We start from the raw sequence: 26,722 nt of genomic DNA, 5'->3' as shown, positions 1-26,722 counted from the left end.
CGTTTCGAAGGAGGGCCCGATGCCTGAGCAACCAGTGGTCCTGTACGACGGGGTCTGCGGATTCTGCAACCACGCAGTGCAATTCCTCCTCCGCGTCGACCGTCGAGAGGAACTACGCTTCGCCGCGCTGGAAGGCGACTTCGCGCGCGGTGTCATCGAACGGCACCCGGAACTGGCAGGGGTCGATTCGGTTGTCTACGTGGACAACCCGGGCACGGAGGGTGAGCGTGTGTCGATGCGGTCCGACGCCGCACTGCGCGTGATCACCCATGCCGACCGGCCATGGCGGTGGCTGAAGGTCGCCCGGGTGATCCCCCGCCCCGTGCGAGACCGGCTGTATGACGGCTTTGCGGCCATCCGATACCGAGTGTTCGGGAAGCTCGACACGTGCCCGCTCCCCTCTCCTGAAGTACGCGCGAGATTCCTGGACTAGGACCGGCCGGTTCGTCACCGACCGGTTGCAGGTCGAAGGAATTCGCCGGCAACCGCCACGGCCGGGGCAGAGCTGTTCCCGCCGACGACAAGCGACGCAAAGGCGATGTCGCCTGCGATCCCGGCGAACCACCCGTGAGAACGGGTGTTGTCGCCGTACTCCGCGGTACCGGTCTTACCCCCCAAGCCGTCTATGTCGCCGAGCTCGGAGGCAGTACCCGTCGCCACGGTCTGGCGCATCATCGCCCGTAAGGCTTCGACAACCTCGGGATCCAGTGGCTCCGGCTTCACGCTGGCCGTTGTCGATCGACCGGAGATGAGGGTCGGAAGAACCATCGATCCATGTCCGAGACTCGCTTCGGCGACCGCCATGCCGAACGGCGAGGCGGTGACCTTGCCCTGACCGATACCGTTCTCCACCCGCAGAGCAGCGCTGTCGGCACGTGGCACCGTCCCGGTGACCGTGGTGATCCCAGGGACCACGAAGTCCACGCCGATGCCGAACCGGGTGGCGGTTGCCGGGAGCGCGTCGGACCCGAGGCGATTCGAGAGCCCCGCCATGGTGGTGTTGCAGGACCGGGCAAATGCGGTGGCCAAGGGCACCGTCCCGAGATCGAAGTCGTCCTCGTTCGGAATGGTCCGGCCTTCGATGGTGGCCCGACCCGGGCACGGCAGCTGTGTCTGCGGTGTCGCGATCCCCTCGGACAACGCTGCCGCGGTGGTCACCGTCTTGAACGTCGAACCCGGTGGATACAGGCCGCTCAGCGCAATCGCACCTTCCCGATCCGCCGCGGCATTCTGTGCGACCGCGAGAATTCCTCCGGCGTTTGTCGAAATAGCCACCAGCGCAGTCGGTTCGGATCGGCTTGCCACAGCCCGTTGCGCGAGAAGCTGCAGACGTCGGTCGATGGACAGCTGTAGTGGCTCGGTCGCTCTGGGTGGCACCGCCGTGAGCTGATCAATGGCGTCGCCCTCGGCATCCACCAACGACACCGACCATCCGGCGCGTTCGGTGATCACATCGTTCCAGGTGCGTTCGATGTCGCCCAGAACCGGTGACCGCAAGGCGCGGTCGGTGGTCAACAACTTTCCCTGGTCCACGATCGTGACGCCCTCGATCGGTTCGAGCTGCGCACGAACGGCCTCGACGTCATGTTCCCTGAGCGTGATGACGGTGACGGCATCGCCCTGCTGCTGCTCCGCAGCCGTCCGGATCGACGTCTCCGTGATGGACGCATCGAACCTGCGCAGGGCCCTGGCCAACGCGGTGGATGCTGCGTCAACGGCATCGCGTCGCACGGTTACCACTCCGACCGTCTGCCACTCGAGCAGCGCCGCTCCACCGCGGTCCACCACCGGTGTCATCAGATCTTTGTCGTCCGAATACCGGAATGTCGAACCGGGAAGCATGTTGTCGTGCAGCAGCGTCGGATCCCAGACCAGCTTCCGGTCGCCATCGGATTCGACTGTCCTGCCGCGTGTTTCGTACCGGAGATCCTTACCCGGCCCGAAATTCCACGCCATGGTCAGACGCCCGTCGCTCCCATCGGACTCCACGTCGTCCGCGGTGACCACCACCTCCGCCCCATCGCCGAGCCCCTCGAACATGTCGTTGATCGCAGTGGTTGCCGCGGCAGGATCGGTGGTCAGTTCGGCGGCGTCGTCGACGTGCCGCCCACTGAGGGCGGAGGCGAACTCGCCGAAAGTGTCTTCGGGGTGGTCACTCAGCCATGAACAGCTCGAACCGACAAGAGCACACAGGATCAACGGAATGATTCGACGCAAGTAGGGCGACCGGTGTTTTTCGTCCACGCCCCGACTCAAGCAGGCGGGCCGCGACCCGGCAATGTCGCGTCGCCTCCGCAGCCGATAGCGAATCGCTATCGGGCGTGGCAGAGCCCGTGACGATCACCGTGTCAGAGCGGGCTCCGCACTGCTGTCACCGCGATTCGCGCAGCTCGCCCGACGGCTGCCTCCACCGTCGGCAGCGACAGTTCGGCCCTGGCTGCCAGCGTGAAGACGGCAACCGCGATCGGGTGTTCGCCGGGATATTCGACAACAGCGATCTCGTTGCGGATGGCGCCGAGTGTGCCGGTCTTACCCGCGATGGTTGCCACGCCCAACGGGAACCCCGACGAAAGACGTTGTTGCCAGGCCTGTTTACGCATCGTTGACCGAACGAATTCGCTCATCTGTGCCGACACCGCCTGATCGGTCCAGATGAGTTGCAACAGACGTGTGGCGTCGCGGGGCGTCGTCGCGCTGGCAAGCGCCGGGTCGTAGGCCGTGACGGTCATCGTCCGGTCTGCGTCGGCGAGCACCGAGAACGCCTCCACCACAGTGTCAGTGCCCGTTTCCCGGACCAGTTGTTGTTGCAGTTCTGCCATGCCACCGACCACTCTGGTCTCGGTCAGGCCGAGCGCATCGAGTTTGTCCTGCACCCGCGGTAGTCCCACCCGGTCGAGGATCACGTCGGCTGCCGCGTTGTCGGAGATCACCATCATCTGTACGGCCAGATCACGCCAGCTCAATGTCACCGGGTCGTGCAACGTCGCGATACCCGTGGGCCCCACCGCCCAATCCGCCGGGTCGACGACCACCGTGGCAGTCAGGTCGATCTGCCCGATCTCAGCCAGGTCACACAGCGCAAGCAGGAGCGGCAGCTTGTAGACCGATGCCATCACGACGGGATCATCTGCCGCCCAGCCGAATTCCCGTTCAACCGCCCGGCCGATCGTCCTGGCATGTACCCATCCGGCGCATCCGGCATCAGCGAAGACCTCGGCCATCTGCCTCGACGCGTCCGCATCCTGAGCCGGTCCGCTCACCGCGCGAGCTTCCAGAGAGCCGATTCGATTGCGTCGACCGCGGGCTGGGCAGTGCCCGGGCGGCGAACTGTGCGCAGGCGCAACGCCACGTCGTCCGGGATCATCGCCACGCGCTTGACGCCGCGGACCTGTGAGGTACCCGTTGCCAGAGCGAAGGCCTCCCCACAGGCGACTGCTGCCACCAGTTCACCTGCCGAATGCGTGGGCAGCACAACCGGATCGAGACCGCGCACGTGCAGCGTGTCGATCAGCAGGTCGAAGGCCGGTGGATTGGTGGCCCGCGGCGCATGGGCACAGGCCAGCCCGTCGAGCATCCGCACCGTCGGTTTCTTTGCCTTGGCCACCGGGTGATCCGCGGGCACCAGAAAGGAGCGGGGTATCCGGGCGGCCGGTCCCGCATCAAGACCTTCGACCACAGACGGGTGTTCCACCACCGCGCAATCGAGGAGACCGGCGCGGACATCCTTGACGAGGTCGATGATGGACGCGGTGGTCATCCGGAAGTGATGGTCGGGGCGCAGGCGGCTGAGGGAGACAGCGCACGCGGCCGCGATCGCAGGGTCGAGGTCGCTCGGCAACCCGCATCTCAGGACATCGTGGTGTCCCCGAAGTCGACGGGCCTCGCCGACGAACCGTTCGGCGTCATCAACCAGGACACGCGCCCGCGGCAGCAGATCCCGGCCCGCGCTGGTCAGCTCGGCGCCCTGGGTGCTCCGGCGGATCAGCTCCACCCCGAGTTCCTTCTCCAGGCGACGCAGGCCCTGCGACACGGGCGGCTGGGTCATCTGCAGGCGCGCGGCTGCGTGCCCGAAATGACCCTCCTCGGCGACGGCGACAAAGAACCTGAGATGCCTGACAAGATCCACGTCACCACTGTGACACGTTGATCAGTCCGGGCGACGGGGTGAATCGTCGGTGAGTTCTCGGAGCAAGGCGAACCCGTGCTTGTCCACCGACGCCGCAGTTGCGGACAAGATCACCAGGCCTGTCCCGGCGGCACGGTCCACCCCGATCCAGCTGGCGAATCCGCCCGTTGCTCCGTTGTGCCAGGTGATCTTTCGGCCCTTCACGTCAAGGGTCATCCAGCCGGCGCCGATGCGCGCAGGACCCATCAGCTTGGCAACCGGGTCGAGAGCTGCCATGCCGGGGGAAGATTCGTCGAGCAGAGCGCAGACGAGGCGACCCATGTCCGCGATGGACGCACGTACGCCGCCCGCGGGTGCGACGGCCTCCCCCGTCCAGGGCTGCTGAACCCGGCCGAACCGGCTTCGGCCGACCACGGCGTCCGAGGTCAATTCAGCCGGTGTGTGTGGGGCGTAGGTGTTCTCGAGTCCGAGCGGCCGCGTGAGACGATCACCCAACAACGTCTGAAAACTCTGGCCGGCGGCCTGTGCCACCGCATGCCCGAGTAGCTGAAACCCGAGATTGGAGTATCTCACCTTCGGCGACCTCAGCTTCGTGCTGCGTACCTGCGCGAGGAGTTCCTCGAGGGTCTCACCGTACGGCGAGGCACCGTGCGTCCACATCTGCACGGTACGACGGAGCGGGTTCATGCCCGCGGGCAGCCGCGGCAGTCCCGATCGGTGTGTACTCAGCGATCCGAGCGTGATCGCGCCGATTTCCTTGCCCTGCACGCCGATCTCCCTGTCCGGCAACGGAAGCAGCGTTCCCAACGCTGTCTCGGGTGTCACTTCTCCGCGCGAGCATGCATCTGCGTACAGCAGTCCGGTGAGCGCCTTGGAGATCGAGCCGATCTCCAGGTCGGCTGTGGTGGTGGTACCTGTGGTCGCCAGCGACAGCCCGCGGGGACCGACCGCTGCCACCGCCACGATCGGATGACGCCCACCCAGACGCCGGCGGATGCTCGAACCCAGCTCAGCATCGCCATCCATTGCGATCATGTGCGCCTTCCCAGGAAACTCCGAGCACTGTACTTCTTGTACCGCCTGTATGAACACAGCGCACGCCGGGCTGTTCACGCCCGGTCGGGTTCCTGGCGTCTGGGCGCAGCACGCACGTGCGCACGTTCCCCCTGTTTGCCGACCAGGCTGAGGAACTCCACCGGGCCGGAGCTCGTCGCACCGAACCAATGCGGGGTGCGGGTGTCGAACTCGGCAGCCTCTCCGGGCTCGAGGATGAGGTCGTGCTCGCCGAGCATCAGCCGGAGTCGTCCATTGAGAACAAAGGCCCAGTCGTAACCCTCATGGCTCCGCAGATCCGGTTCGACGTCGTCGCGTCCGGCGGGCAAGACGAACTTGTACGCCTGGATGCCCCCTGGCCGACGGGTCAGAGGAACCACGGTGGAACCGTCGCCTGTGGGGATCGGACGCATGTTGACTCGCGGGTCTCCGGTCGGTGGCGCGTCGACGAGCTCATCCAACGTGACCCCGTACGCCCGGGCCAGCGGCAACAGCTGCTCCAGTGTCGGTCGCCGCAGGCCGGCCTCGAGTCTGGACAGAGTGCTCGTCGAAATTCCCGTCTCCTCGGCGAGATCGATCAGGGTGAGGTCGCGGTGCTGCCGAAGCTGCTTGAGCCGCGGCCCCACGGCGTCGAGAGTGCGGTCGATCGAAGCGTCCATGCATGCACTTTGCCATTTGGCAACGAACCTTGCGATTCCAACGTCGCCATCGCACCATCAAGCAATCCGGTCCCACCGTGCAACCGGCACCGGCAACCCGAGAAAAGAGCACGATGACGTACTCGTTCGACAAGAAGTACTGGGATGAGATCTGGCACGGCGACCGCGCCACGGCGATGGCGGCCGGCACGCCCAACCCACACCTGACCCACGAGGTCGCGGGCCTGACGCCCGGCACCGCTCTCGACGCGGGATGCGGCGGCGGCACCGAAGCAGTGTGGCTGGCAACACGTGGCTGGCAGGTGACGGGCGCCGACATCGCCGCCGAGGCCCTGGCCCGCGCTGCCGACAGGGCGGCGCAGGCGGGAGTTGCCGATCAGATGCGATGGGTCGAGGCCGACCTGTCCACGTGGGAACCCGAAGCCCGCTACGACCTGGTCACCACGCACTACGCACACCCCGCGATACCGCAGCTCGACTTCTATCGCCGCACCGCCGACTGGGTGGCTCCCGGCGGCATGCTGTTCATAGTCGGGCACCTCCACCACGACCACCACGGCGGGGCCGCCTCGCACGATGCCGGCCACGGCCATCACGACGCAGATGGTCAGCCGCCGGAGTCTGCTTCGGTGCGCGCCGCCGACATCACTGCCCAGCTGGACCCGACCGAATGGGAGATCTTGACCGCCCGCGAAACCCACCGGTCGATGACCGGGCCCGACGGGCGAGATGTTCAGCTCCACGACGTGGTGGTCGCAGCGGTTCGTCGCACATGAGGCCAGAACCGCGGCGCCTTCGTATCTGACGCAGGCTCAGCCCATGGGGCGGAAGACATGGTCCATGGGAAACCTCTTCGTACAAGCCATATTTCGGGTGACCCGGACCACTCTCACCCACATCGCCGGACCGGGAGATCTGGCGACTTTGGTGGTCCTCAGGTGGTCGCCCTACCCTGTCTGCGGGAGGTCGATGCGCCCGGTGTCGGGGCAACCGCATCGGTGGAGCCCCCTGTCAGGATTGAACTGACGACCGCTCGCTTACAAGGCGAGTGCTCTACCACTGAGCTAAGGAGGCAAACTGCGTGCGCGAGTATATCGCGACTCTTGCGGGCCGCCTCGTCGGGAACCACCGAGCGACGATCGACACCATCGAACCGTTCGAACCGGCGGTGTCCCCACGTCGGCCGATCGACCTCACCGACGACGCCGCCGTCACCGAAGTCCTTGATCTGGCGATCAAGGTCGGTGCGGTGCTACTCGACTCCGGAACCGGCGCGATCGACACCCAGACCCAGGTGCGATTTGTGGCGAGCATGTACGGCGTCGAGAACTGCGAAGTGGACGTCACGTACAACACCATCTGGGTCAGTGCCCGTCGTGGCGCATCGATGCCGCCCGTGACCGCGATGAGGACGGTGCACTACCGCTCACTCGACTTCACCCGGCTCGCGGCGGTCGACCGCCTGGTCCGCAAGATCCGCAGTCGCGCCATCGATCCGGGCGAAGCGCACGAGGTCATCGACTCGATCATCGCCGCGCCGCACCCCTACCGTCGCTGGATAGCCACCCTGGCCTGGTCATCGATGGCGGCGTCGCTGTCGGTGCTCCTGGGAGGTGGCTGGCTCGTCGCCGTCGTCGCCTTCATCACCACCGCCGTGATCGACCGGGCCAATCGGCTGCTCAACAAGATCGGCACGCCGCTGTTCTTCCAGCAGGTCACCGGCGGATTCATCGCGGTGATCCCCGCCGCGCTGGTGTTCCAGTATCAGGACACCCTCGGCGTCGACATCGCCCCGTCCCAGGTCATCGCGGCGGGCGTCATCGTGCTGCTGTCCGGTTTGTCGTTGGTCGGTTCGGTGCAGGACGCCATCACCGGCGCGCCCATCACCGGCGCCGCCCGGTTCTTCGAATTGATGATCATGACCGGCGGCATCATCAGCGGAGTCGGTATCGCGATCCGCGCCCTCGAAGGCACGGGCATCTATCTGCCGACCATCACCACCTCGACGTCATTCGACCTGGCCACCACTCCGACGCGCGTCGTCGCGGGCGGTCTGGCCGCGGCCGCTTTCGCGCTCGCCAGTTACGCCGAGCGCCGCGCACTCTCCACCGCCTTCTTCGGTGGCGCCCTCGGCGCCGCGGTGGTCGCTGCCGCCGAACACTTCAGCATCGGCTCGGTGATCTCCGCCGGATTCGCCGCAGCGCTGGTCGGGCTGGTCGGTGGTCTGCTGGCCCGCCGAGCGGTGACGCCGCCGCTTGTGGTCGCGGTCGCGGGCATCACACCGCTGCTCCCAGGTCTGGCGATCTACCGCGGCCTCTACGGAATCCTGGGCGACCAGACCGTGGACGGCTTCACGGCCTTGGCGGCCGCGGTGGGTACGGGCGTGAGTCTGGCGGCCGGTGTGACCCTCGGCGAGTTCATCGCACGCACCCTGCGACGGCCTCGTATCCCCACCAAACCGACACGGGTCCTGTTGACCGCGCGCTCGGCCATTCGGCCCGGTCGTCTGACCGAAGAACCAGAGGCCGATCCCGACGCCGCCACCGAGCCGATGCACCAGATCCAGGCACGCCCCGGCGTGACCGAACGCCAGAACTGAACAGGTATTATGGTCGCCATGCCTGCCAAGACCAGCGATAAGACTGACCTCGCGGACGAGGAACTGGAACCCGTGGCCGACGAGACCGCCAATTCTGCCCGCCGAGTGGTCGCCGCTTACGCCACCGATGCCGATGAATGCCGAATGCTGTTCGGGATGCTCGGAATCGCGCCGGGCGAAGCCTGATTCGTGACTCCGCAGCGATCGAATGAGTCCGATACCCGCGCCGATTTCGTCGTAGTCGCGAATCGCCTGCCGGTAGACAAAGAGACGCTCGCGGATGGCACCGTGCGCTGGAAGCGCAGCCCGGGTGGTCTGGTCACCGCCCTGGAACCGATCCTGCGGTCGCAGACGGGTGCGTGGGTCGGTTGGTCGGGTGTCCCCGACGCCGCAGAACACCCTGAGGTCGAAGGACTCCAGCTCTACGCCGTATCACTGAGCGCGCAGGAGATCGCCGACTACTACGAGGGTTTCTCCAACGCCACCCTCTGGCCGCTGTACCACGACGTCATCGTCAAACCCGAGTACAACCGCACGTGGTGGAACAGCTACGTCGCCATCAACCGCAGGTTTGCCGAGGCAGCATCTGAGGCGGCCGCCGAGGGCGCGTTGGTCTGGATCCAGGACTACCAGTTGCAACTGGTGCCGAAGATGCTGCGCATGCTGCGTCCCGATCTCCGGATCGGGTTCTTCCTGCACATCCCGTTCCCGCCGGTGGAACTGTTCATGCAGATGCCGTGGCGCACCGAGATCATCGAGGGTCTGCTCGGCGCCGACCTGATCGGCTTCCACCTTCCCGGCGGCGCGCAGAACTTCCTGTACCTCGCCCGGCGGCTGGCCGGACAGGCGACATCCAAGGGCCAGGTCGGCGTCCGCTCCAAGTTCGGCGTGGTCCAGGTCGGATTCCGAACTGTCCGGGTGGGTGCATTCCCCATCTCGATCGACTCCGGCGAACTCGACACCCAGGCCAAGACCAAGGAGATCCGTAAACGCGCCGTCGAGATCCGGGAGGAGCTGGGCAGCCCGAAGAAAGTACTGCTCGGTGTCGACCGCCTCGACTACACCAAGGGCATCGACGTCCGGCTGCAGGCGCTGTCCGAACTCTTCGAGGAAGGCAGGGTCGATCCCAACGAGGTCACCATGTTGCAGCTGGCGACGCCCAGCCGCGAGCGGGTCGACAGCTATATCAAGATGCGCGGCGAGATCGAACAGTTGGTGGGCAACATCAACGGCACCTACGGACGGGTGGGGCACCCGGTCATCCAGTATCTTCACCAGCCGGTGCCCCGCGAAGACCTGATTGCCTTCTTCGTGGCCGCGGACGTCATGTTGATCACGCCGCTGCGCGACGGCATGAACCTGGTAGCCAAGGAGTACGTCGCCTGCCGCAGCGACCTCGGTGGGGCGCTGGTGCTCAGTGAGTTCACCGGCGCGGCAGCCGAATTGCGTCAGGCGTTTCAGGCCAACCCCTACGACACCGATGGTGTCAAGAACGCGATCGTCGCCGCCCTCGAGCAAGACCCGGATGAGGGTCGACGACGGATGCGAGCGCTGCGCAGGCAGGTGCTCGCACATGACGTGCAACGGTGGGCCGAGAGTTTCCTCGGAGCGCTCGGCGCCGACCCCGAGACCATGTCGAGCGGCGACCGCCGCATCGATCTGGTCGAAGAAGTGTGACGAACGCAGCATTTACCGGTCCAGGGCAGGACGGATTGGACGCCAGAGGGGTCGACGGTCTTAGACTCGCTGAGTGAGTGCACAAGACCTCGACCCGGAACTGCGTCGCGCCCTCAAAACCATCGCACGTATGCCCCGGCTGCTGGTCGCCTCGGACTACGACGGCTGCATGGCCCCGATCGTCTCCAGGCCCGAGGACGCCCGCCCCAACACCGACTCGGTGCGCGCCATGCGTGCGCTGGCCGAGCTCGACAGCACCACCGCAGCCGTGATCTCCGGCCGCGCCCTCCGCGATCTGGCGACACTGTCGCGGCTGCCCGCCGAGGTGCACCTGGTCGGTAGTCACGGCAGCGAGTTCGACATCGGCTTCGTGCACGAGATCACCCCGGCCGCCCACGAACTGCTCGACACCCTCGTCGTCGAGTTCCGTGCGATCGCGGCCGATTACGAGGGCGTCACGGTGGAGGCCAAGCCCGCCAGCACCGCTCTACATGTGCGCAACGCCTCCAAGACCGACGCCGACGCCGCGCTGCATCGTGCCCGCACCGGACCGGCCACCTGGGACGGGGTACAGGTCACCGAGGGCAAGTCGGTCATCGAACTGGCCGTGATCATCACCGACAAAGGTCAGGCGCTCGACATCTTGCGTCACGAGGCCGGGGCCAGTGCCGCGGTCTTCTTCGGCGACGACGTCACCGACGAGAAGGCGTTCCTGCGACTGCACGGACCAGATCTGGGGGTCAAGGTCGGTGAGGGCGACTCGCTGGCCGCGTACCGCGTGGACGACACCGAACAGGTCGCCACAGCCCTGGCCTTCCTTGTCGAGGAGCGACGCACCTGGCTTCGCGGTGGCAATGCGGTCCCCATCGAGCGACTCACCATGCTCGCGTCGCCGCGCACCGTCGCCCTCGTCACGCCCGACGCCAAGGTCTGCTGGATGTGCCACCCCGAACCCGACTCCGCCGCACTGTTCGGCAGCCTCCTGGGCACCGACGAGGCCGGCGAGTTCGCGGTCGGGCCACCCATCGAGCCCGGCAAGGCAGCACCCTTGCCACTGAGCCAGCGCTACATCGACAGCACCATGACCGTCCGCACCCGATGGGCCGGGCTCGAGGTCACCGACTATCTGCCCCACGACGTGCCGGTCGGTCGCACCGATCTGACCCGGGTCATCCGCGGCGACGTCCCAGTGCATGTTCGTTTCGCGCCCCGCCCCGAGTTCGGGCAGGCGGCCGTGCGGATCGAGACGTCCGACGAGGGTCTGCGTGTGCTCGGCTCCAACGAGCCACTGGTCCTCCGGTCCCCCGGGGTCACCTGGGAGATCGAGAGCGAGAAGAACCACCAGACGGCCACTGCGGTGATCGATCCGTCCGACGGTGAAATCGTCCTCGAATTGCGCTGCGGCACCGAAGATCTCGACGCCCATCCGCTGCCCGAAGCCGAGCGTCGCGCCGCGGCCGAGAGTTACTGGAGCGACTGGGCAAAGACCCTGGACCTGCCCAACGTCAAACGCGACCTGATGAAGCGTTCGGCGCTCACCCTGCGTGGGCTGGTGCACGCCGACACCGGCTCGATCATGGCGGCGGCCACCACGTCATTGCCCGAGGAGATCGGTGGAGTCCGCAACTGGGACTACCGCTACTGCTGGCTTCGTGATGCCGCATTGACCGCGTCCGCGCTGGTCTCGGTCGGTTCGTACACCGAGGCCGAGGACTACCTCGGCTGGCTGCACCAGGTGCTCGGGACGGTCACCGGGCCCGAGTGGCTCCACCCGCTCTACACACTGGCCGGCACCGGCCTTCCCCCCGAGGCCGTGATCGACTCCCTGCCCGGATACGCCGGGTCGCGTCCCGTCCGCGTCGGCAACGCCGCCAACCAGCAGGTGCAGCTCGATGTGTTCGGCCCGATCGTCGATTTGATCTCCACCCTCTCGCACGCACGCAAGGCAGCCGGTGATCCGAAACCCCTCAGGGACGAGGACTGGGATCTGGTGCGCGACATGGTCTATGCCGTCGAACGCCGGTGGACCGAACCAGACCACGGCATCTGGGAGATCCGCGGCAATCCGCGACACCACGTCTATTCCAAGGTGATGTGCTGGATGACCGTGGACCGGGCTCTCAAGCTCGGCGACGAGTTCGGCCGTCAGGTGCAACTCGGATGGCCCGTCCTGCGTGACACCATCGCGCGCCAGGTCCTGCGTGAAGGCTGGAACGACACCGCGCGCTCGTACACCGCGGCGTACGACGGCATCGATCTCGACGCCGCCACACTGCACATCGGGCTGTCGGGTCTGATCGATCCGTCCGATCCGCGATTCACCGCAACGGTGAACGCGACGGAGGCCGAACTGCGCAGCGGCTCAACGGTGTACCGCTACCACCACGACGACGGCCTGCCCGGCGGCGAGGGCGGCTTCCACCTGTGTGCCGCCTGGCTGATCGAGTCCTACCTGCTGATCGACCGTCGCAACGATGCCGAGGCGCTGTTCGATCAGATGGTCAAGGCCGCCGGTCCGACGGGATTGCTGTCCGAAGAGTACGACCCGGTCGCGGAACGCTCCCTCGGTAATCATCCGCAGGCCTACAGCCACATCGGGTTACTTCGTTGCGCGAGGCTGCTCGGGGTCTGACAAGCGCCGACCTCCGGCGTCGGCGGCGCCAAGTCGGTTCCAAGTGATCACCAAGCACCGCCGCGCACTGTTGTCGCATGAGCTACGCACCGCGGCACACCAGACGATTCCCACTGGCTTGTCCGGCATCGTCGCCGGCACCGGAGAACCCGGGGTCGGCGACGGCCCCCATCGGCCACCTCACCCGATGCACCTCACCGTCGTGGCGGTCGTACGTCAGACCACGCTCCCGATGATCGACGACCTGGGCAGCGATCAGCGCAACTGAACCTGCTCGGCATGGTCGTCGAGGGGCAGATCGCCCGAGACGACCGCGCTGACCTGGTAGCTGTTCAGCACGACGTCTCCCCCGTGGTTGTCGAGGAACGCGGTGTCGGCGGCGTCGCGACCGGTCGCGATGCGCACCAGCGACTGCCGGGGCGCCAGTCCGGTGGCGTCCACCACCACCCAGCGATCATCGATGAGTGCCTCGGCGACCGCGTGAAAGTCCATCGGCGACAGGCCCGGTGCGTACACCGCGACCAGCCGGGCCGGAATTCCCAAGGCGCGCAACAGTGCGACCACGAGATGCGCGAAGTCGCGACACACACCCGCCCCCGACATCAGGGTGTCGGCAGCGCCGTCGATCGGGTCGCTGGCGCCGAAGATGTACGAAATGCGTTGTCGCACGAAGTCGGTCACCGCGACCAGCTGATCAGCCGGCGAGGCGGTGGTGTCGAACTGCCCGGCCGCGAAGCCGAAGAACTTGTCTGCCTCCGCATAGCGACTGGGCCGCAGGTACAGCGACGGATCGAAGCGGCCGACCCCAGCAGGATCAGCCTGCCCGCGCACGCGGGCGCGGTACTGGACGTAGAGATTGCCCGGCTCGGCATGGATCCAGTGAATCCGGTTCCCGCTGTCGCTGATGATCTCGTCGGGAACAATGGTGTTGCCGTTCAGTGTAATCGACAACTCATCGGAGAAATCCAGCCCGGGCATCCGGGCGACCGCGACTTGTAGCTCTATCTCGGTGGCGGCGTTCACGGCGACGTCGAGGTACATCGACGCATCGCGCTGGGCTTGGGGATCAAGGTCGACCATGTGCGGTAGAGGGTCCTTCCGGGAGTCGCGTCATACCCTCGCGTCCTGCAAGGCTCCGATGGGATCAGCGTAGATCGCACCGAGCGACACCACCATCGCGGCACCCTCCTGCACGCGCGCACCGAACCGCGGCGGCGACAATTCCATCGGAGGCAACGTGCTCGTGGCGTCGAAGGCGGCCTGCACCGGCGCCAGCCCGTGCGGGTGTTCGGCGAACACCTGGCCCGCGAGAACCACCCGGTCGGGATTGATCAGGTCTCGCACCAGCGCGACTGCTTCACCCAACACCCGTGCGCGCTCATCGAGGACGTCGTTCACGTTTGCCCCCGCCGCGACAGCCTGGTCGAAGACCTTGCGACCCACCACATCCTGCAGTTTTGCGTCGGCATAACCCGACAGCAGCGGGGCCGCGACCGGAAGGTGGCCGATGTTGCCAGGCCGACGCTGCACCCGGCCGTCGATCGTGGTGGCCAGCCCCACCGTCTCACGCACGTAGAACAGCAGATCCACGCCCGAGCTGTCGCCTGACCCGGCCAGGAGCAACTCGGCCGCGGCCATGGCCTGCACGTGAGGGCTGACCGACACCGGGAGACCCAGCTCGTCGGAGAGCACCTGCCCCACCGGGGCCCGTCTCCATCCGAGCTGCGCGTGGTCGACGCTGCCGTCGTCATAGACCTCACCGCCGACGGCAGCGCCGGCCCAGAGCGGAACCCGGTGGGTGAACGACGCCGCCTCCAGCGCAGCCCGGCGGGCGATCAACGCGAGGGCCGGCCCGACGGGCCCGGTGGGTGTCGACATCGCGGCGGTCTGCAGCAGTCGGCCACCGAGATCGGCGACCACCAAGAGTGTGGACCGGGCACCGATGTGAATGGCGATCACACAGAACCGATCTCGGTCGATGGTCAGCGGGATCTTCGGTCGGCCGATGGCCCCGGCCGCGATCAGATCCGGTCGTTCGCGTACCAGTCCGAGCCGCTCGAGCGCCTGCAGCTGCCGGTTGACGGTGGCTGCCGAAAGCCCGGTCGCCGAGGGCAGACGGTCACGCGTCACCGGGCCTTGGGTGCGCACCGCACGCAGGACCACCGCCGCCGCGCCGTCGCCGCGCTCGAACGACACGGTCCGCGTGGTTCGGGATCGGGTGTTCACAGTCGACTACCGCGTCCTGGTCCCATGCTGGAGAAATCTACCGGGCACCACAGCTTTAGACTGGCGGCCATGACAATTGCAGGCAGCCCAGAGTCCAACCCTGGCGAACGCAAGGTCGCCGTAGTAACCGGCGCCAGTTCAGGCATCGGGGAGGCAACGGCCAGAGTTCTTGCCGCTCAGGGCTATCACGTGGTCGTCGGTGCCCGCAGGGTGGACCGCATCGATGCCCTCGCCGCCGAGATCGGCGGAACCGCCATCTCTCTCGACGTCACCGACGACACATCCGTCCAGGAGTTCTGTGACCAGGTGCCCGCGGTGGAGATCCTGGTGAACAACGCCGGTGGGGCCAAGGGGCTTGCCACCGTCGCCGACGCGGACCTCGACGACTGGCGCTGGATGTGGGAGACCAACGTGCTGGGCACCCTGCGGATCACCAAGGCGCTGCTGCCCAAACTGATCGAGTCGGGCGACGGACTCATCGTCACAATCACGTCCATCGCTGCGATCGAGGCCTACGACAACGGCGCCGGATACACCTCGGCCAAGCACGCCCAGGCGCTCCTGCATCGAACGCTCCGCCCGGAGCTGCTGGGTAAACCGGTTCGGCTGACCGAGATCCAGCCCGGCATGGTCGAGACCGAGTTCTCACTCGTGCGATTCGACGGCGACCAGGCCAAGGCCGACTCCGTCTATGAGGGGCTGACACCTCTGACGGCCGACGACGTCGCCGAGGTGGTCGGTTTCGTGGCGAGCCGTCCCCCGCACGTCAACCTCGACACGATCCTGCTCAAACCGCGGGATCAGGCATCCGCACGCCGGAACATCAAGACCGGCTAGATCTTTCTCCGATCAGCCGGCGGGCGGTGTGCCGGTGTTCTGCGGGGTCGGCGGGATGCCGGAGACGTCGGGGGCGTCGGTGGGTGTGGCCGGGGCGTTCTTGACCTCGGGATCCCCGCCGAGAGCCGACATCGACTTCCAGGTCTGCCAGTCGTAGATCCAGTCGTAGATGTCGCCGTCGGCCTCGGACAACGGGATTCGGGTGTTGGTGACCTCCACCGGGTCTCCGTACATCGCGGTGTTGAAGTACTGTTCGGCGTTCGCCAGCGACAAATTGATGCAGCCGTTGGTGACGTTGGACGAACCCTGCACTCCGACGGTGTCGGGGTTGGCGTGAATGAACTCACCGTTGTTGGAGATTCGTACGGCAAATCGTTCGCGGACGTTGAAGTACCCCGCCGCCGGGTTGCTCATGTAGAAGTCTTCGTGCTTCTCGCTCACCACATGGATGCCCGATCGGGTCACGTTGCGGTCGAGGTCGCCCTCGCCATAGCTGCAGGGCAGCGTCATCAACGTGTTGCCGTCGTTCTGGACGACGATCTGGTGCGAGTCGGCGTCAGCGAGCACCACCTGGTTGCGCCCGATCACGAAGTCACTGGTGACGTCGGCTTCGCCGTAATAGCCGTCGCCGTGGTCGAGGCCGTAGAGCTTTCCGACCATCGAGACCTTGGTGCCGGGCTGGTAGTAGTCCTTGGTACGCCAATGCACCCGCGACCCACCGTCTTCGCCGAGCCAGCCCCAGCTGCCCTCGGTCTCGGGTGTGGTGGTGACCTTCAGCGCCTGCTCGACCGCCTTCTTGTCGGTCACCACCTCGTCGAACTTGATGATGAGAGGCGCAGCGACACCCACCTCTTGTCCGTCGGCGATGTTGATGACGACGCCGATCTGGTTCTGCGGGGTGACTGTGGTGAAGGTGCCGGCCACGGGAACCGTCTGGCGGTCGTTGCCGGTTGCCGAGCCCGCCCACGTGTACTGGCCTCCGTAGCCCAGCGGCTCGGAGATGGAGAACGTCTTGCGGTCCTCGGACATGGTGCCCGCCACCACACGCCCGTTTGCGTTGGTGAGCTGGACGTCGGGATTCAGCACGCCGTCTTTCACGGTCACCGAGATCTTCCCGACCGGGGAGGCATCTGTGGAGTCGAGGGCAGGGCTGTACGACACCTCGGCAACAGGCTCGGCGGGCCCCTTCTCACCTGAGGCAGACGTGCCCGGTTTGTCGTCGGTCGAGCATGCTGCGGCAGTCACGCCGGCGACGCCGACGGCAAGTGCGGTGAGAGCCGAGCGCCTGGTGAGCAGCATGCGGTCACGGGGTTCGGTCATGCGTCAGACATTACCTGCAGGCAACCATCCCAAACGACGACCAGGCCTGGTCAGCGTCCCGAGCCAGGACAGATGTCATTCAGAGGCTGCAACCAACCAGGACAGGCTCGGGTTCGAGCCAGAGGCCAAACCGGGCGTGAACTCCGTCACGTACCTGCCGCGCGAGGTCGATGATGTCCGACGTCCGCGCGTTTCCCCGGTTCGTCACCGCCAGCGAATGCTTTGTCGACAGTCGGGCCGGCGCGTCCGTCCCGGGGAAACCCCGTCCGAAACCGGCCCGTTCGATGAGCCATCCGGCCGACATCTTGACGCCACCCTCAGCCGGGAACTGAGGCACCCTCGCATCGTCGCCGAGTTCGTCGACGATCCTCGTCAAAACCGTCGGGAGGTGCTCCTGCGGAACGATGGGATTGGTGAAGAACGACCCCACGCTCCAGGTGTCGTGGTCGTCCGGATCGAGAACCATCCCCTTGCTCGCCCGTAGCGCGAGCACCGCCGCCCGCACATCGGCGGCGGGTACCCGCTCGCCTTCCTCGACTCCCAGTGTCCGGGCCAGTTCGCCGTACCGGATCGGCTGACTGAGCCCATCTGCGTTCAGCCGGAATGACACCCGGATCACCACCTCGTCGCTTCGACGCTTGAGGCGGCTGCTGCGGTACGCCAGTTCGAGGTCACCGGGGTCCACCCAGTTCACCGCACCCGTCTGGCGGTCGAGAAGCTGCACCGAACGCATCAGCGACCCCACCTCGACCCCGTAAGCGCCGACGTTCTGCACCGGGGTTGCACCGACGGACCCCGGAATCCCCGACAAACACTCGAGGCCACCGAATCCCCGCTCGACGCTCTGTGCCACCAGTGCATCCCAGTCGACCCCGGCATCGGCGGTCACCTGATCGTCGCCCCAGTCCAGATCGGTACCGGCGATGCGCACCACCGTGCCGTCGAACCCGTCGTCGCCGACCACCAGGTTGGATCCGCCGCCCACCAGCAGCACCGGGATGCCGGCCTCGTCGAGGTCACGGACGGTGTCGATCAGCGAGTCGGCGTCGGGGCAGGTGATCACCTCGCTGGCCGGACCGCCCACACGCAGTGTGGTCATCTTTGCCAGAGGTACACGGTTGTCGGTTTGTGTGGCCACCCAGCAACGGTAGCCTGCACTCATGGCGACCAAGTTGCACCATTCCATCGACTTCCCCTGTCCCCCGGCTCAGTTCGCTGCGGCAGTGGCCGATGAGCAGTACTGGAAAGATCTGGTGGCCAATGTCGCCGCCGACCTCTCCGACCTCGATTCGTTCACCGACGAGGGCGACAAGGTCACCGTGGTGCTGCGACAGCGGGTCCCGGAGAAGAACCTCCCGTCGATGGTGACCAAGATCCGGCCGGGCGATCTGGAGATCACCCGCACCGTGGTGTGGTCCAAAGGCGAGGCCGCCGAAGGGGCTTTCACCGCTGTTGTCTCGGGCGCACCGGCCAAGGTCAAGGGGTCGCAGAGGTTGATCGCGACGTCCACCGGTTGCGAGATCTCGTTCGATGGTTCGGTCGAGGTGTCCATTCCGTTTGTCGGCGGAAAGGTCGAGAAGGCCATCGCGGAGAACGTGGTGCAGCTCATCGAGGCCGAGCATGAATACACCACCGAATGGATCAACACTCACTGACCGGCGTTACGCTCTCCCTCATGGCACGACGTCTCTCCTACTCCGCCCGGTACCACCACCCTGCCAAAACGGTGTACGAGGCGCTGTCCTCGCGGGAGTTCTGGGACGCGCAGATGGAAGAGTTCCGCAAGCTGACGCCACAATCCGACATCGAGTCGCTCACGGTGGACGACAACGGTGTGGATCTGGTCCTCAAGCAGGTCCTACCCCGCAGCGAGCTCCCGGCGATCGCCCAGACGGTGATGAAAAAAGACATGATCATCACCCGCAAGGAGTTCCTCGGCCCGTTCGACCCCGAGAACACCAAGGGCACCTACGACGCCTCGATCCCCGCCGGGCCCGGCAGCCTGACGGGTTGGCAGGAACTGTTCCCCACCGAGACCGGCAGCACCATCCGCAAGACCACCGAGGTCAAGGTCTACATCCCGTTCATCAACGGCAAACTCGAGCAGCTCATGCTGGTGAACCTGGTGGACCTCTTCCGCGGCGAAGCGGAATTCACGTCGGGATGGATCGACGCCAACCTCTAGCCCCAAACCCGACGGCGCCATCACCAGGGGCACCACCGGGATCAACCGGCTGCGGCGGGTGGACCGCTGGATCGTCCATCACGACCTGATCATCGAGGCGCTGGCATCGGCCGACAGTCCCCTGGCAGTCGATCTCGGCTACGGCGCGCGTCCCGACACCGCTCTCGAACTCGCAGCCCGCCTGCGCACCGTCGTCGCGGGCACCCAACTCGTCGGTCTCGAGATCGACCCCGGACGGGTGGTCCCGGCCCGGGACGGCGTTCGATTTGCGGTCGGCGGATTCGAACTCGCCGGCCTGCGACCCCATCTCGTGCGGGTCTTCAACGTGTTGCGGCAATACGACGAATCAGAGGTCGCTGCGGCGTGGTCGAGGATGCAGCGGGGGCTCGCACCCGGCGGATACATCGTCGAGGGAACGTGCGACGAACTCGGCAGGCGGTGTTGCTGGATTCTGCTGGACAACACGAGGCCGTTGACGTTCACCCTGTCCTGGGACCCGGCGCACAGCGACCGGCCGTCCGATCTCGCCGAGCGCCTGCCCAAGGCTCTGATTCATCGCAACGTCCCCGGCGAGCGGATCCATCATCTGCTCACCGTTCTCGACCGATGCTGGGATGTTGCCGCTCCGATGGCTCCGTTCGGTCCTCGCCAGCGCTGGCGTCGCACCCTGGAGTTGCTGTCCGACAACGGGATCGACCCCCTGCCCGATCGCCGTCGCCATCGCGACAATGTCGTCACGGTCCCCTGGGATGTCGTCGCCCCCGCCACCTAGCCCACCCGCCTACCGCGCCCTCACCCCGTCGTCCACGGGCAGCATCAGGCGGTCGTAGGGTAGGTCGCATGCGTATCGCCCTGGCCCAGATCACCAGCGGCACCGACCCGTCCGCGAACCTGGCCCTGGTGGCAGAGCAGAGCGCCGCGGCCGCGGACGCCGGCGCCGAACTGGTGATCTTCCCCGAGGCCACCATGTGCCGTTTCGGAGTTCCGCTGGGTCCGGTGGCCGAACCACTGGACGGCCCGTGGGGGCGCGGGGTCGGCGATGTCGCACGGGACCACGGGATCACCGTGGTGGCCGGCATGTTCACTCCCGGTGACGAGGGGCGGGTGCGGAACACACTGGTGATCGCCGACGCGGACGGTGACCTCACCGGCTACGAGAAGATCCACCTCTACGACGCATTCGGGTTCTCCGAATCGCGGACCGTCCAAGCCGGCGACGATGTGGTCACCTTCGACGTCGACGAGACAACGGTCGGTGTCGCAACCTGTTACGACATCCGCTTTCCCGCGTTGTTCACCGCGCTCGCCGATCGCGGCGCCCAGCTGATCGTGGTGCCGGCGTCCTGGGGTTCGGGTGATGGCAAGTTGGAACAGTGGCGCATCCTCGCGGCAGCACGGGCCCTCGACAGCGGCTGCTTTGTTGCTGCAGTCGGCCAGGCCGTGCCGGCCGATCCCGACGTCGCGCAGTCGTCGGCGCCGACCGGCATCGGCCATTCGCTCGTCGCCGGCCCCTTCGGAGCCGTGCACACCGAGCTCGGCAACGACCCAGAATTAGCTGTCGTTGATCTGGACTTTGATCAAGTGGACCATGCACGCGCAGCCATCGCCGTGCTGGCGAACCGCCGTCCCATCGAATGATCACCGTGCCATTTCCATGCCATGACCTGCGGCATTGCGATACTTAGCGAACTCTTACCCCGTTTGGCCCTCTGACCATGCATTATCGACGTGATGAATCAACGCGACGACGCCGAATCGACCCAGGCCGGGCAGCCCTCTCCCAATGCCGCCGACCGAGCCGAGGGAAACGATCTCGCCGACACAACCCAGACGCCCCGACCCGATTCCGGCCCTGGCCCCCAGGCCGATCCAGGTCACGGAACCGGTACTGATGCTGCGGGCACGCACGGCGTGCCCGACAATCCACAGGATGATCCGAACCCGCCCACCGACAAGTTCGCGCCGGTCGCGGCCGGCCAGCAGCCCGACACGGCGTGGTCGCAGGGTCGCCACGACACCACTCAGCTCGAGGTGCCGCCGGACGGTTTCGCGCCCTACGACGGACCCGGAGAGCCCCCGATCCCACCGGCCGGACCTTCCTACGGTCCAGGCGGGCCCGATGACGGCGGCGTCACGCCCCAGCGACCGAAGCGCAGGCGTGGCTTGATCGTCGGAATGGTGTCGCTCAGCCTGGTGCTGCTGCTGGTGATCCTCGGGGTCGGCAGTGAGCTGTACCTGCGAAGCAAGTCCAAGGACTGCCTCGAACAGTCCTTCGGCGAACTCACCGGGGCACCGACCTCGGTGTCGCTCAGCAAAAAGCCCATGTTGATGCAGTGGATGTCGGGAGAGATCCCGTACGTCCAGGTCGACACCAGCGACGAGGGCGACTCGGCCATGAAGCTGCATGCTCGCGCAGACGACATCAGCAGCGGCGACAAAGACGCCACCGTCGGCGAACTACAGGGCAACGGCTACGTCCCCTTCAGCCGGATCATGGAGCTCAGCCAGCAGACCCAGGACCCGGCGACCACCACGGACCCGAACACGTCCGACCCGGGCTCCGGTGGTCTCGGCGGCCTCCTGTCGGCCATGGGTGGCGGACTGAAGGTGGACAAGGTCACCGGCAACGAAGCTGCGGGCACCATCACGATCGGCGGCAACTTCCAGCTGCTGATGTTCTCGCTGCCTGCCGAGGCCGAGCTCAAACCGATCACCAAGGACGGCAAGCTGACGTTCGAGGTCGTCGACGCCAGTGCGGCATCGTTTGGCATCCCGACCTCGTGGGCGCAGCTTCTGGTCGACCAGGTCAGTGCCGGCCTGTTCCCGCCGATGTTCGATCAGGTGAGCTTCGACCAGCTCAAGGTCACCGATCGTGGAGTCGAGTTCGCGTTCTCCGGAACGGACGTCGCCCTCCCGCAGAGCAGCGAGTCGAGCAACAACAGCGAGAGCGACACCTGCAGCGTCGTCTGAGTGCCGGTCGGCTGAACCCGCGAGGGATCAGCTGAACACCACGGTCTTTCGTCCGTGCACCAGCACGCGGTCCTCGAGATGCCAGCGGAGCCCGCGTGCGAGCACCAGCTTCTCGATGTCGCGTCCCTGGCGCACCATGTCGGCCACCGAGTCGGAGTGGTCGATGCGGATCACGTCCTGTTCGATGATGGGACCCGCGTCCAGCTCGCTGGTGACGTAGTGACAGGTGGCCCCGATCAGCTTCACCCCTCGGGTGAACGCCTGGTGGTAGGGCCGCGCCCCGACAAAGGACGGGAGGAAGCTGTGGTGGATGTTGAGTGCCTTGCGCGCCCAGTGATCACACAACTCCTCGGGCAGGATCTGCATGAACCGCGCCAGCACCACCGCGTCGGGGTTGTGGACGTCGACGAGTTCGCGTAGTTCCTCGAAGGCCGCGGCCTTGTCCTCGCCGAACGGAACGTGGTGGAACGGCACGCCCATCCGCTCGGTGAAGTCCTCGAGCGCCCGGTGGTTACCGATGACCGCGCCGATCTCGGCGGGCAGCTCACCCCGGTAGGAGCGGCCCAGGAGATCGCCGAGACAGTGGCCCTCTTTGCTCACCAGCAGCACGGTCTTCTTCGGCACGGCCGAATCGCTCACGCGCCATTCGGTTTCCGGGCCCAGCCCGGCGACCACCTCGGACTCGAACCGTGCCCGCAGCTCGTCGACATCCATCTGCACCGAGTCGGCGCGCACAGCCTGGCGGGTGAAGAACCAGCCGTTGTCGGGATCGGAGTGGTAGGCCGCCTCCACGATCCAACCGCCGATCTCGGCCAAGAATCCCGAGATCCGGGCAACGATGCCCGTGGTGTCGGGGCAGCCGAGAGTCAGCACATAGCGGTGGCCGGCGGATTCGACCGGCGAGAGTGTGGTCACAACCAACCAGTGTGCCAAGCTCGGTTCATGTCCGATACCTTGCCTGCCCCGACCGGTTCGAGTCTCACCCGGCGTGTGGTCGCCGCGATGGTGGATCACACACTTCTCAAACCCGAGGCGACCCGTGCCGATGCCGAGGCAACGGTCGCCGAAGCCGCCGATCTGGGTGTGCTCGCCGTCTGCCTCTCACCGTCGATGCTGCCCATCGACACCGGCGCCCAGCGGAGCTGTGTGGTCGCCGGATTCCCCTCCGGCAAGCATCATTCGTTGGTCAAAGCGGCCGAAGCGCGGCTCGCGGTTGACTCCGGCGCGCAGGAGATCGACATGGTGATCGACGTCGGCGCTGCCGTGGACGGCAGGTTCGACGAGATCTTCGCCGATGTCCTCACCGTCCGCGAGGGCATCGGCGCGTCGATCACATTGAAGGTCATCATCGAGTCCGCAGCGCTGTTGTCGCTCTCCGGCCCCGACACCGTCACGGCCGTGTGCCAGGCCGCGGTCCGAGGTGGGGCATCGATGGTGAAGACCTCCACCGGTTTTCATCCTGCCGGAGGTGCGTGTGTCGAGGCGGTGCGACTCATGGCCGCGGCGGTGGGCCCCGGGGTGGGTGTCAAGGCCAGCGGAGGCATCCGCACCGCCGAGTTCGCTGCCGAGCTGATCGCGGCCGGCGCCACCAGGCTCGGCCTGTCCGGCTCGCGGGCAGTGCTCGACGGGTTCCCCGACTAACGTGGTCGTGGCGTGGCGGAGAAGAGCTCCTCGATCGTCCGATTGAATCGCTCCGGCTGCTCCCAGTTGAGTAGATGCGTTGCGCCGCGCCAGGTTTCGAATCGTTCGAGCGAGCCCGAGTAGCGCAGGGCATTGGCCACCGGATCGGCCAGCCTGGGCGGGGTCAGCCTGTCCCGGTCCCCCACCACCACTGCGACGGGCACCGGCATGTTCGCCAACCCGCGCTCGACGTGCAGATCTTCCAGCGATCTGCCGACTTTTGCCCTTGTGCGCCAGTCTGTTTCACGTAGGAGTGAGTCGAGGAACTTGAGCTGCGGGCGACTGATCCCGGGGAACAACGCTCCGGCGACCGTCATACCGGATCGCATCATCAGGTCACCTCCGGGCCAGTGGATCGCCCGAAATGCGAGCCAGGCGAACTCGTATTCGGCCCGGCGTGCGAGCGTGGCCGGATCCCCGAAGCGCATGGCGGCTTTGGTGACCGGCGCCGTGGCCGCGGTGCCGGCGAGCATGATCGCCCGCGCGTACTTCCGGACGCTCGCCGGGAATTGGGCCGCCCAGCTCATCACCGACATGCCGCCCATGCTGTGCCCGACGATCACGGCCTTCTCACCGTCGGGTACCACCGCACCGAGGACCGCATCGAGGTCCTGTCCGAGGTGGTCGTTCACGGTGGGGTCGGACCCGAGGACCGAACGCCCGTGGCCACGCTGGTCGTAGATGACCACCCGGTAGCGGTCTGCGAGTCCGTTCACCTGCGGATACCAGTATTTGGAGTTGACGGCGAAGCCGTGGACGAGCACCACCACCGGAGCGTCGGCGGGACCGTAACTGCTGATCGCGATCGAGGCGCCCGCCGGCCTGTCGACGGTCCGGTGTTCCACCGGTTGTCGGGGCTCGTGCAGGACCGCCTGATCGCGGGTGGCCATCAGGCGGTGCGTTGCAGCAGATCGGTGAGCAGTTTGTTGTATCCGTCAGAGTTCTCGATACTGCTCATGTGCCCGATGCCCGGCCACATCACCAGCTCTTCGAGGTGGCCGTGGCTCTGTAGCACCTTGGCCATCTGCTGCGAATGCACCGGCGGAGTGAGCTTGTCGTCGCAACCGACCACAACAACCGTGGGCACCACCAGGGCGTCGAGTCCGTCGGACACGTTCAGGTCCACCATCGCGTTTCCCCACTTCCCGCGGGAGCGACCTGGGCACGAGGCCACCATGTCGTCACAGAAGTCGACGTGGGATTTGCGCGACGTGGTGTTCAGCGCGATGTACTGGGTCACCTTGCGCGACATCTGCGTCCGCGGCAGATGGATCGTGGCACCGGCGACGAGCCGACCCGTCAGGTACTCCATCGGCGAGAGTGCCTTCGGGAGGTCGAGCGGGATCAGGCCGAGGTTGGGCAGCAGATGGTTGGAACACGTCGAGGTGAGGATCACCGCGCGCGCCACCTCCGGCACGGTCTCGGGGAACTGCTGGGCCCAGGACAGGATGGTCATCCCGCCCATGCTGTGTCCGGCGATCAATGCCTTGCGCCCTGCGGGCACCACGGAGGTGAGGACGGACTGGAGATCCTGACCGAGCAGATCGGTACTGAGCTTCGTCCTGCCACGAGGCGATTCGCCGTGCCCGCGCTGGTCGTACGCGATCACGCGGAAGCGGTCGGAAAAGGTGTTGATCTGGGGATACCAGTACTTGGTGTTGCAGGTCCAGCCATGGACCAGCACCATCAGCTCTCCGTCGGGTGGACCGTACGCGACGACGTTGATCGGGGTGCCGTCAGCGGCGATCACCTCGATGTGCTCGGGGTCCTGCGCCGGCGTGGCGAGCAGCGGGTCGGGCTCGTCTTCGATCGGGTCAGGTGCCTTCAAGGCCTCTCGCACGATCGATCCGAGGAAGGTGCCGGTGATCGCCGCACCGGCCGCGATCACTCCTGCTCCTACCGCGGCACTGCCGACAGCCACTGATCGTGTGTTCATCTGTCCGATCTACCCATCTCTATGTAGAGCCGGACTCCGCCTGGACGCCGGCCTTCTCATCATCTGTTGCCATCATCAGTTCGGCACCGCGATCGAGCGCCTTGGAAATCTCGGTGTCCATCGCCTTGCTGAACGCGACCTCGACGATCTCGTGCGCCATCGGCCGCACGGTGTGCACGAGTTCGGCCAGCCGGATCACTTCGCTCTCCTCGAGCTCGAGCGGCGACCCGTCCTCGAAGTACTTGTCGGTGACGATCGAGACGAAGCTTGCCGCGATGTCCTGCAGATCCTGCTGGACCCGCTCCCATCGCGTGAGCAAAACGTCCAGGTCGATGCCCGCCTTCACCAGGACCTCGGCGCCGGCCAGCACCTCGGGGTTGGTCACGGCGTAACCCGCACCCTCTTTGACCAGCAGTCCGAGACGCTGACCGAGCGCGATGTTGCTGTCGGTGGCCCCGAGCCCTTTGCGGAGTTCGGAGATCGTGATGGTGGCCATCCGGCGGAAGTTCTTCCACCGGCTACCGCGTTTGGGCTCCCCCTCGAGGACGTGTTCCACCTTCAGCCCATACCGGGCGGCCATCAACAATTCGCTGATCGTGGCGAAGGTGTACCCGCGCTCGAGCATCTGCGAGATCACCTTGAGCCGGCTCAGATGCTCGGCCGAGTACCAGCCCGTGCGCCCCTTGATCTTTGGCGGCGGCAACAACCCACGGTCCTGATAGACCCTGATGTTGCGAACGCTGACGCCGGAGACATCCGCGAGTTCGTTGATCCGGTATTCAGCCATCCGCTCATTCTAGGTCGGGTCGTGATGCTTGACGG

Annotated in this window: 27 protein-coding genes and 1 tRNA gene; 14 read left to right on the top strand and 14 right to left on the bottom strand. The window is 66.3% G+C overall.

Features of this window, described 5'->3' with window-relative positions; genetic code table 11:
- The first annotated feature begins 19 nt into the window (after positions 1-19).
- Positions 20-433 (top strand): thiol-disulfide oxidoreductase DCC family protein, encoded by a 414-nt coding sequence (locus tag ACVWY6_RS08995; RefSeq protein WP_023957437.1) that lies wholly within the window; start codon positions 20-22, stop codon positions 431-433.
- Positions 434-447: 14 nt separating this feature from the next.
- Here the strand turns inward: ACVWY6_RS08995 and ACVWY6_RS08990 are convergent, their stop codons facing one another.
- The 5 genes from ACVWY6_RS08990 to ACVWY6_RS08970 form a co-directional block, all read right to left on the bottom strand.
- Positions 448-2,244: a penicillin-binding transpeptidase domain-containing protein gene (locus tag ACVWY6_RS08990; RefSeq protein ID WP_457537498.1), complete on the bottom strand. Its 1,797-nt coding sequence runs from the start codon at positions 2,242-2,244 to the stop codon at positions 448-450.
- 104 nt (positions 2,245-2,348) lie between these two features.
- Positions 2,349-3,221, bottom strand: a complete 873-nt coding sequence (locus ACVWY6_RS08985) for a serine hydrolase (protein WP_317713797.1) — start codon at positions 3,219-3,221, stop codon at positions 2,349-2,351.
- A 35-nt stretch (positions 3,222-3,256) separates the two neighbouring features.
- The gene (locus ACVWY6_RS08980) at positions 3,257-4,126 is read right to left on the bottom strand and encodes a LysR family transcriptional regulator (protein WP_116917787.1); all 870 of its coding nucleotides are present in this window, start codon (positions 4,124-4,126) and stop codon (positions 3,257-3,259) included.
- Positions 4,127-4,147: 21 nt separating this feature from the next.
- Complete coding sequence (locus ACVWY6_RS08975; RefSeq protein WP_457537496.1) at positions 4,148-5,161, bottom strand: serine hydrolase domain-containing protein; 1,014 nt, start codon at positions 5,159-5,161, stop codon at positions 4,148-4,150.
- A 74-nt stretch (positions 5,162-5,235) separates the two neighbouring features.
- Positions 5,236-5,838 (bottom strand): helix-turn-helix domain-containing protein, encoded by a 603-nt coding sequence (locus tag ACVWY6_RS08970; RefSeq protein WP_457537494.1) that lies wholly within the window; start codon positions 5,836-5,838, stop codon positions 5,236-5,238.
- A gap of 113 nt (positions 5,839-5,951) precedes the next feature.
- Between ACVWY6_RS08970 and ACVWY6_RS08965 the strand changes: the two genes are divergently transcribed.
- On the top strand, positions 5,952-6,614 hold the full coding sequence (locus ACVWY6_RS08965) for a class I SAM-dependent methyltransferase (RefSeq protein WP_457537492.1): 663 nt from the start codon (positions 5,952-5,954) through the stop codon (positions 6,612-6,614).
- Between the two features lie 223 nt (positions 6,615-6,837).
- Here the strand turns inward: ACVWY6_RS08965 and ACVWY6_RS08960 are convergent.
- Positions 6,838-6,912 (bottom strand) — tRNA-Thr (locus ACVWY6_RS08960).
- 7 nt (positions 6,913-6,919) lie between these two features.
- On the opposite strand from ACVWY6_RS08960, the gene ACVWY6_RS08955 reads away from it, so the two are divergent.
- The 5 genes from ACVWY6_RS08955 to ACVWY6_RS08935 all read left to right on the top strand — a co-directional run bounded on the left by ACVWY6_RS08955 (position 6,920) and on the right by ACVWY6_RS08935 (position 13,014).
- Positions 6,920-8,437 (top strand): threonine/serine ThrE exporter family protein, encoded by a 1,518-nt coding sequence (locus ACVWY6_RS08955; RefSeq protein WP_457537490.1) that lies wholly within the window; start codon positions 6,920-6,922, stop codon positions 8,435-8,437.
- Positions 8,438-8,455: 18 nt separating this feature from the next.
- On the top strand, positions 8,456-8,623 hold the full coding sequence (locus ACVWY6_RS08950) for a hypothetical protein (RefSeq protein ID WP_457537488.1): 168 nt from the start codon (positions 8,456-8,458) through the stop codon (positions 8,621-8,623).
- 3 nt (positions 8,624-8,626) lie between these two features.
- Positions 8,627-10,114 carry an alpha,alpha-trehalose-phosphate synthase (UDP-forming) gene (locus ACVWY6_RS08945; RefSeq protein WP_457537487.1) on the top strand — a complete coding sequence of 496 codons (1,488 nt, stop codon included), beginning with the start codon at positions 8,627-8,629 and terminating at the stop codon, positions 10,112-10,114.
- A gap of 73 nt (positions 10,115-10,187) precedes the next feature.
- Positions 10,188-12,746: a trehalose-phosphatase gene (gene otsB / locus ACVWY6_RS08940; RefSeq protein ID WP_457537485.1), complete on the top strand. Its 2,559-nt coding sequence runs from the start codon at positions 10,188-10,190 to the stop codon at positions 12,744-12,746.
- Between the two features lie 43 nt (positions 12,747-12,789).
- Positions 12,790-13,014, top strand: coding sequence for a hypothetical protein (locus tag ACVWY6_RS08935; RefSeq protein WP_457537483.1), 225 nt, complete (start codon positions 12,790-12,792; stop codon positions 13,012-13,014).
- Here the strand turns inward: ACVWY6_RS08935 and ACVWY6_RS08930 are convergent.
- Positions 13,002-13,826: a transglutaminase-like domain-containing protein gene (locus ACVWY6_RS08930; RefSeq protein ID WP_457537481.1), complete on the bottom strand. Its 825-nt coding sequence runs from the start codon at positions 13,824-13,826 to the stop codon at positions 13,002-13,004. The two genes, ACVWY6_RS08935 and ACVWY6_RS08930, sit on opposite strands and share 13 nt — an antisense overlap.
- Positions 13,827-13,856: 30 nt before the next feature.
- Complete coding sequence (locus tag ACVWY6_RS08925; RefSeq protein ID WP_457537479.1) at positions 13,857-14,942, bottom strand: ROK family protein; 1,086 nt, start codon at positions 14,940-14,942, stop codon at positions 13,857-13,859.
- 99 nt (positions 14,943-15,041) lie between these two features.
- Between ACVWY6_RS08925 and ACVWY6_RS08920 the strand changes: the two genes are divergently transcribed.
- Complete coding sequence (locus ACVWY6_RS08920; protein WP_457537477.1) at positions 15,042-15,809, top strand: SDR family NAD(P)-dependent oxidoreductase; 768 nt, start codon at positions 15,042-15,044, stop codon at positions 15,807-15,809.
- A 12-nt stretch (positions 15,810-15,821) separates the two neighbouring features.
- On the opposite strand, the gene ACVWY6_RS08915 is transcribed toward ACVWY6_RS08920, so the two are convergent.
- Together ACVWY6_RS08915 and ACVWY6_RS08910 are read right to left on the bottom strand one after the other, a co-directional pair.
- Positions 15,822-17,129, bottom strand: a complete 1,308-nt coding sequence (locus tag ACVWY6_RS08915; RefSeq protein ID WP_400724621.1) for a L,D-transpeptidase — start codon at positions 17,127-17,129, stop codon at positions 15,822-15,824.
- A gap of 79 nt (positions 17,130-17,208) precedes the next feature.
- On the bottom strand, positions 17,209-18,291 hold the full coding sequence (locus ACVWY6_RS08910; RefSeq protein WP_457537475.1) for a UDP-N-acetylmuramate dehydrogenase: 1,083 nt from the start codon (positions 18,289-18,291) through the stop codon (positions 17,209-17,211).
- On the opposite strand from ACVWY6_RS08910, the gene ACVWY6_RS08905 reads away from it, so the two are divergent.
- The 5 genes from ACVWY6_RS08905 (at position 18,290) to ACVWY6_RS08885 (ending at position 22,284) form a co-directional block, all read left to right on the top strand.
- A complete protein-coding gene (locus ACVWY6_RS08905; RefSeq protein ID WP_023957469.1) occupies positions 18,290-18,784 on the top strand; it encodes a DUF2505 domain-containing protein in 495 nt (164 codons plus the stop codon). The genes ACVWY6_RS08910 and ACVWY6_RS08905 overlap by 2 nt on opposite strands.
- Before the next feature lie 20 nt (positions 18,785-18,804).
- Positions 18,805-19,314 (top strand): DUF2505 domain-containing protein, encoded by a 510-nt coding sequence (locus ACVWY6_RS08900; protein ID WP_023957471.1) that lies wholly within the window; start codon positions 18,805-18,807, stop codon positions 19,312-19,314.
- A gap of 49 nt (positions 19,315-19,363) precedes the next feature.
- Positions 19,364-20,086: a class I SAM-dependent methyltransferase gene (locus ACVWY6_RS08895; protein WP_235189510.1), complete on the top strand. Its 723-nt coding sequence runs from the start codon at positions 19,364-19,366 to the stop codon at positions 20,084-20,086.
- Between the two features lie 68 nt (positions 20,087-20,154).
- Positions 20,155-20,952 carry a carbon-nitrogen hydrolase family protein gene (locus ACVWY6_RS08890; protein WP_457537473.1) on the top strand — a complete coding sequence of 266 codons (798 nt, stop codon included), beginning with the start codon at positions 20,155-20,157 and terminating at the stop codon, positions 20,950-20,952.
- Positions 20,953-21,045: 93 nt separating this feature from the next.
- Entirely contained in the window at positions 21,046-22,284 is a 1,239-nt protein-coding gene (locus ACVWY6_RS08885) for an LmeA family phospholipid-binding protein (RefSeq protein WP_457537471.1), read from the top strand.
- Positions 22,285-22,311: 27 nt separating this feature from the next.
- Here the strand turns inward: ACVWY6_RS08885 and purU are convergent, their stop codons facing one another.
- Positions 22,312-23,199 carry a formyltetrahydrofolate deformylase gene (purU, locus tag ACVWY6_RS08880; RefSeq protein WP_116917821.1) on the bottom strand — a complete coding sequence of 296 codons (888 nt, stop codon included), beginning with the start codon at positions 23,197-23,199 and terminating at the stop codon, positions 22,312-22,314.
- A gap of 27 nt (positions 23,200-23,226) precedes the next feature.
- Here purU and deoC point away from each other — a divergent pair, with 27 nt between their 5' ends.
- A complete protein-coding gene (gene deoC, locus ACVWY6_RS08875) occupies positions 23,227-23,925 on the top strand; it encodes a deoxyribose-phosphate aldolase (protein ID WP_457537470.1) in 699 nt (232 codons plus the stop codon).
- Here deoC and ACVWY6_RS08870 read toward each other — a convergent pair.
- Genes ACVWY6_RS08870 through ACVWY6_RS08860 form a run of 3 tightly spaced genes read right to left on the bottom strand, consistent with a single transcriptional unit; the run spans position 23,922 to position 26,687 of the window.
- Positions 23,922-24,854 carry an alpha/beta fold hydrolase gene (locus tag ACVWY6_RS08870; protein WP_457537468.1) on the bottom strand — a complete coding sequence of 311 codons (933 nt, stop codon included), beginning with the start codon at positions 24,852-24,854 and terminating at the stop codon, positions 23,922-23,924. The genes deoC and ACVWY6_RS08870 overlap by 4 nt on opposite strands.
- Complete coding sequence (locus ACVWY6_RS08865) at positions 24,854-25,900, bottom strand: alpha/beta fold hydrolase (RefSeq protein ID WP_457537466.1); 1,047 nt, start codon at positions 25,898-25,900, stop codon at positions 24,854-24,856. Before ACVWY6_RS08865 ends, ACVWY6_RS08870 begins: the two co-directional genes overlap by 1 nt.
- A gap of 19 nt (positions 25,901-25,919) precedes the next feature.
- On the bottom strand, positions 25,920-26,687 hold the full coding sequence (locus tag ACVWY6_RS08860) for a MerR family transcriptional regulator (RefSeq protein ID WP_062795259.1): 768 nt from the start codon (positions 26,685-26,687) through the stop codon (positions 25,920-25,922).
- Positions 26,688-26,722: the final 35 nt, after the last annotated feature.

The sequence above is a fragment of the Williamsia sp. R60 genome, assembly GCF_054063855.1.
Note: the sequence above shows the minus strand (reverse complement) of the source record. Positions and strands in the feature narration are given on the sequence as shown.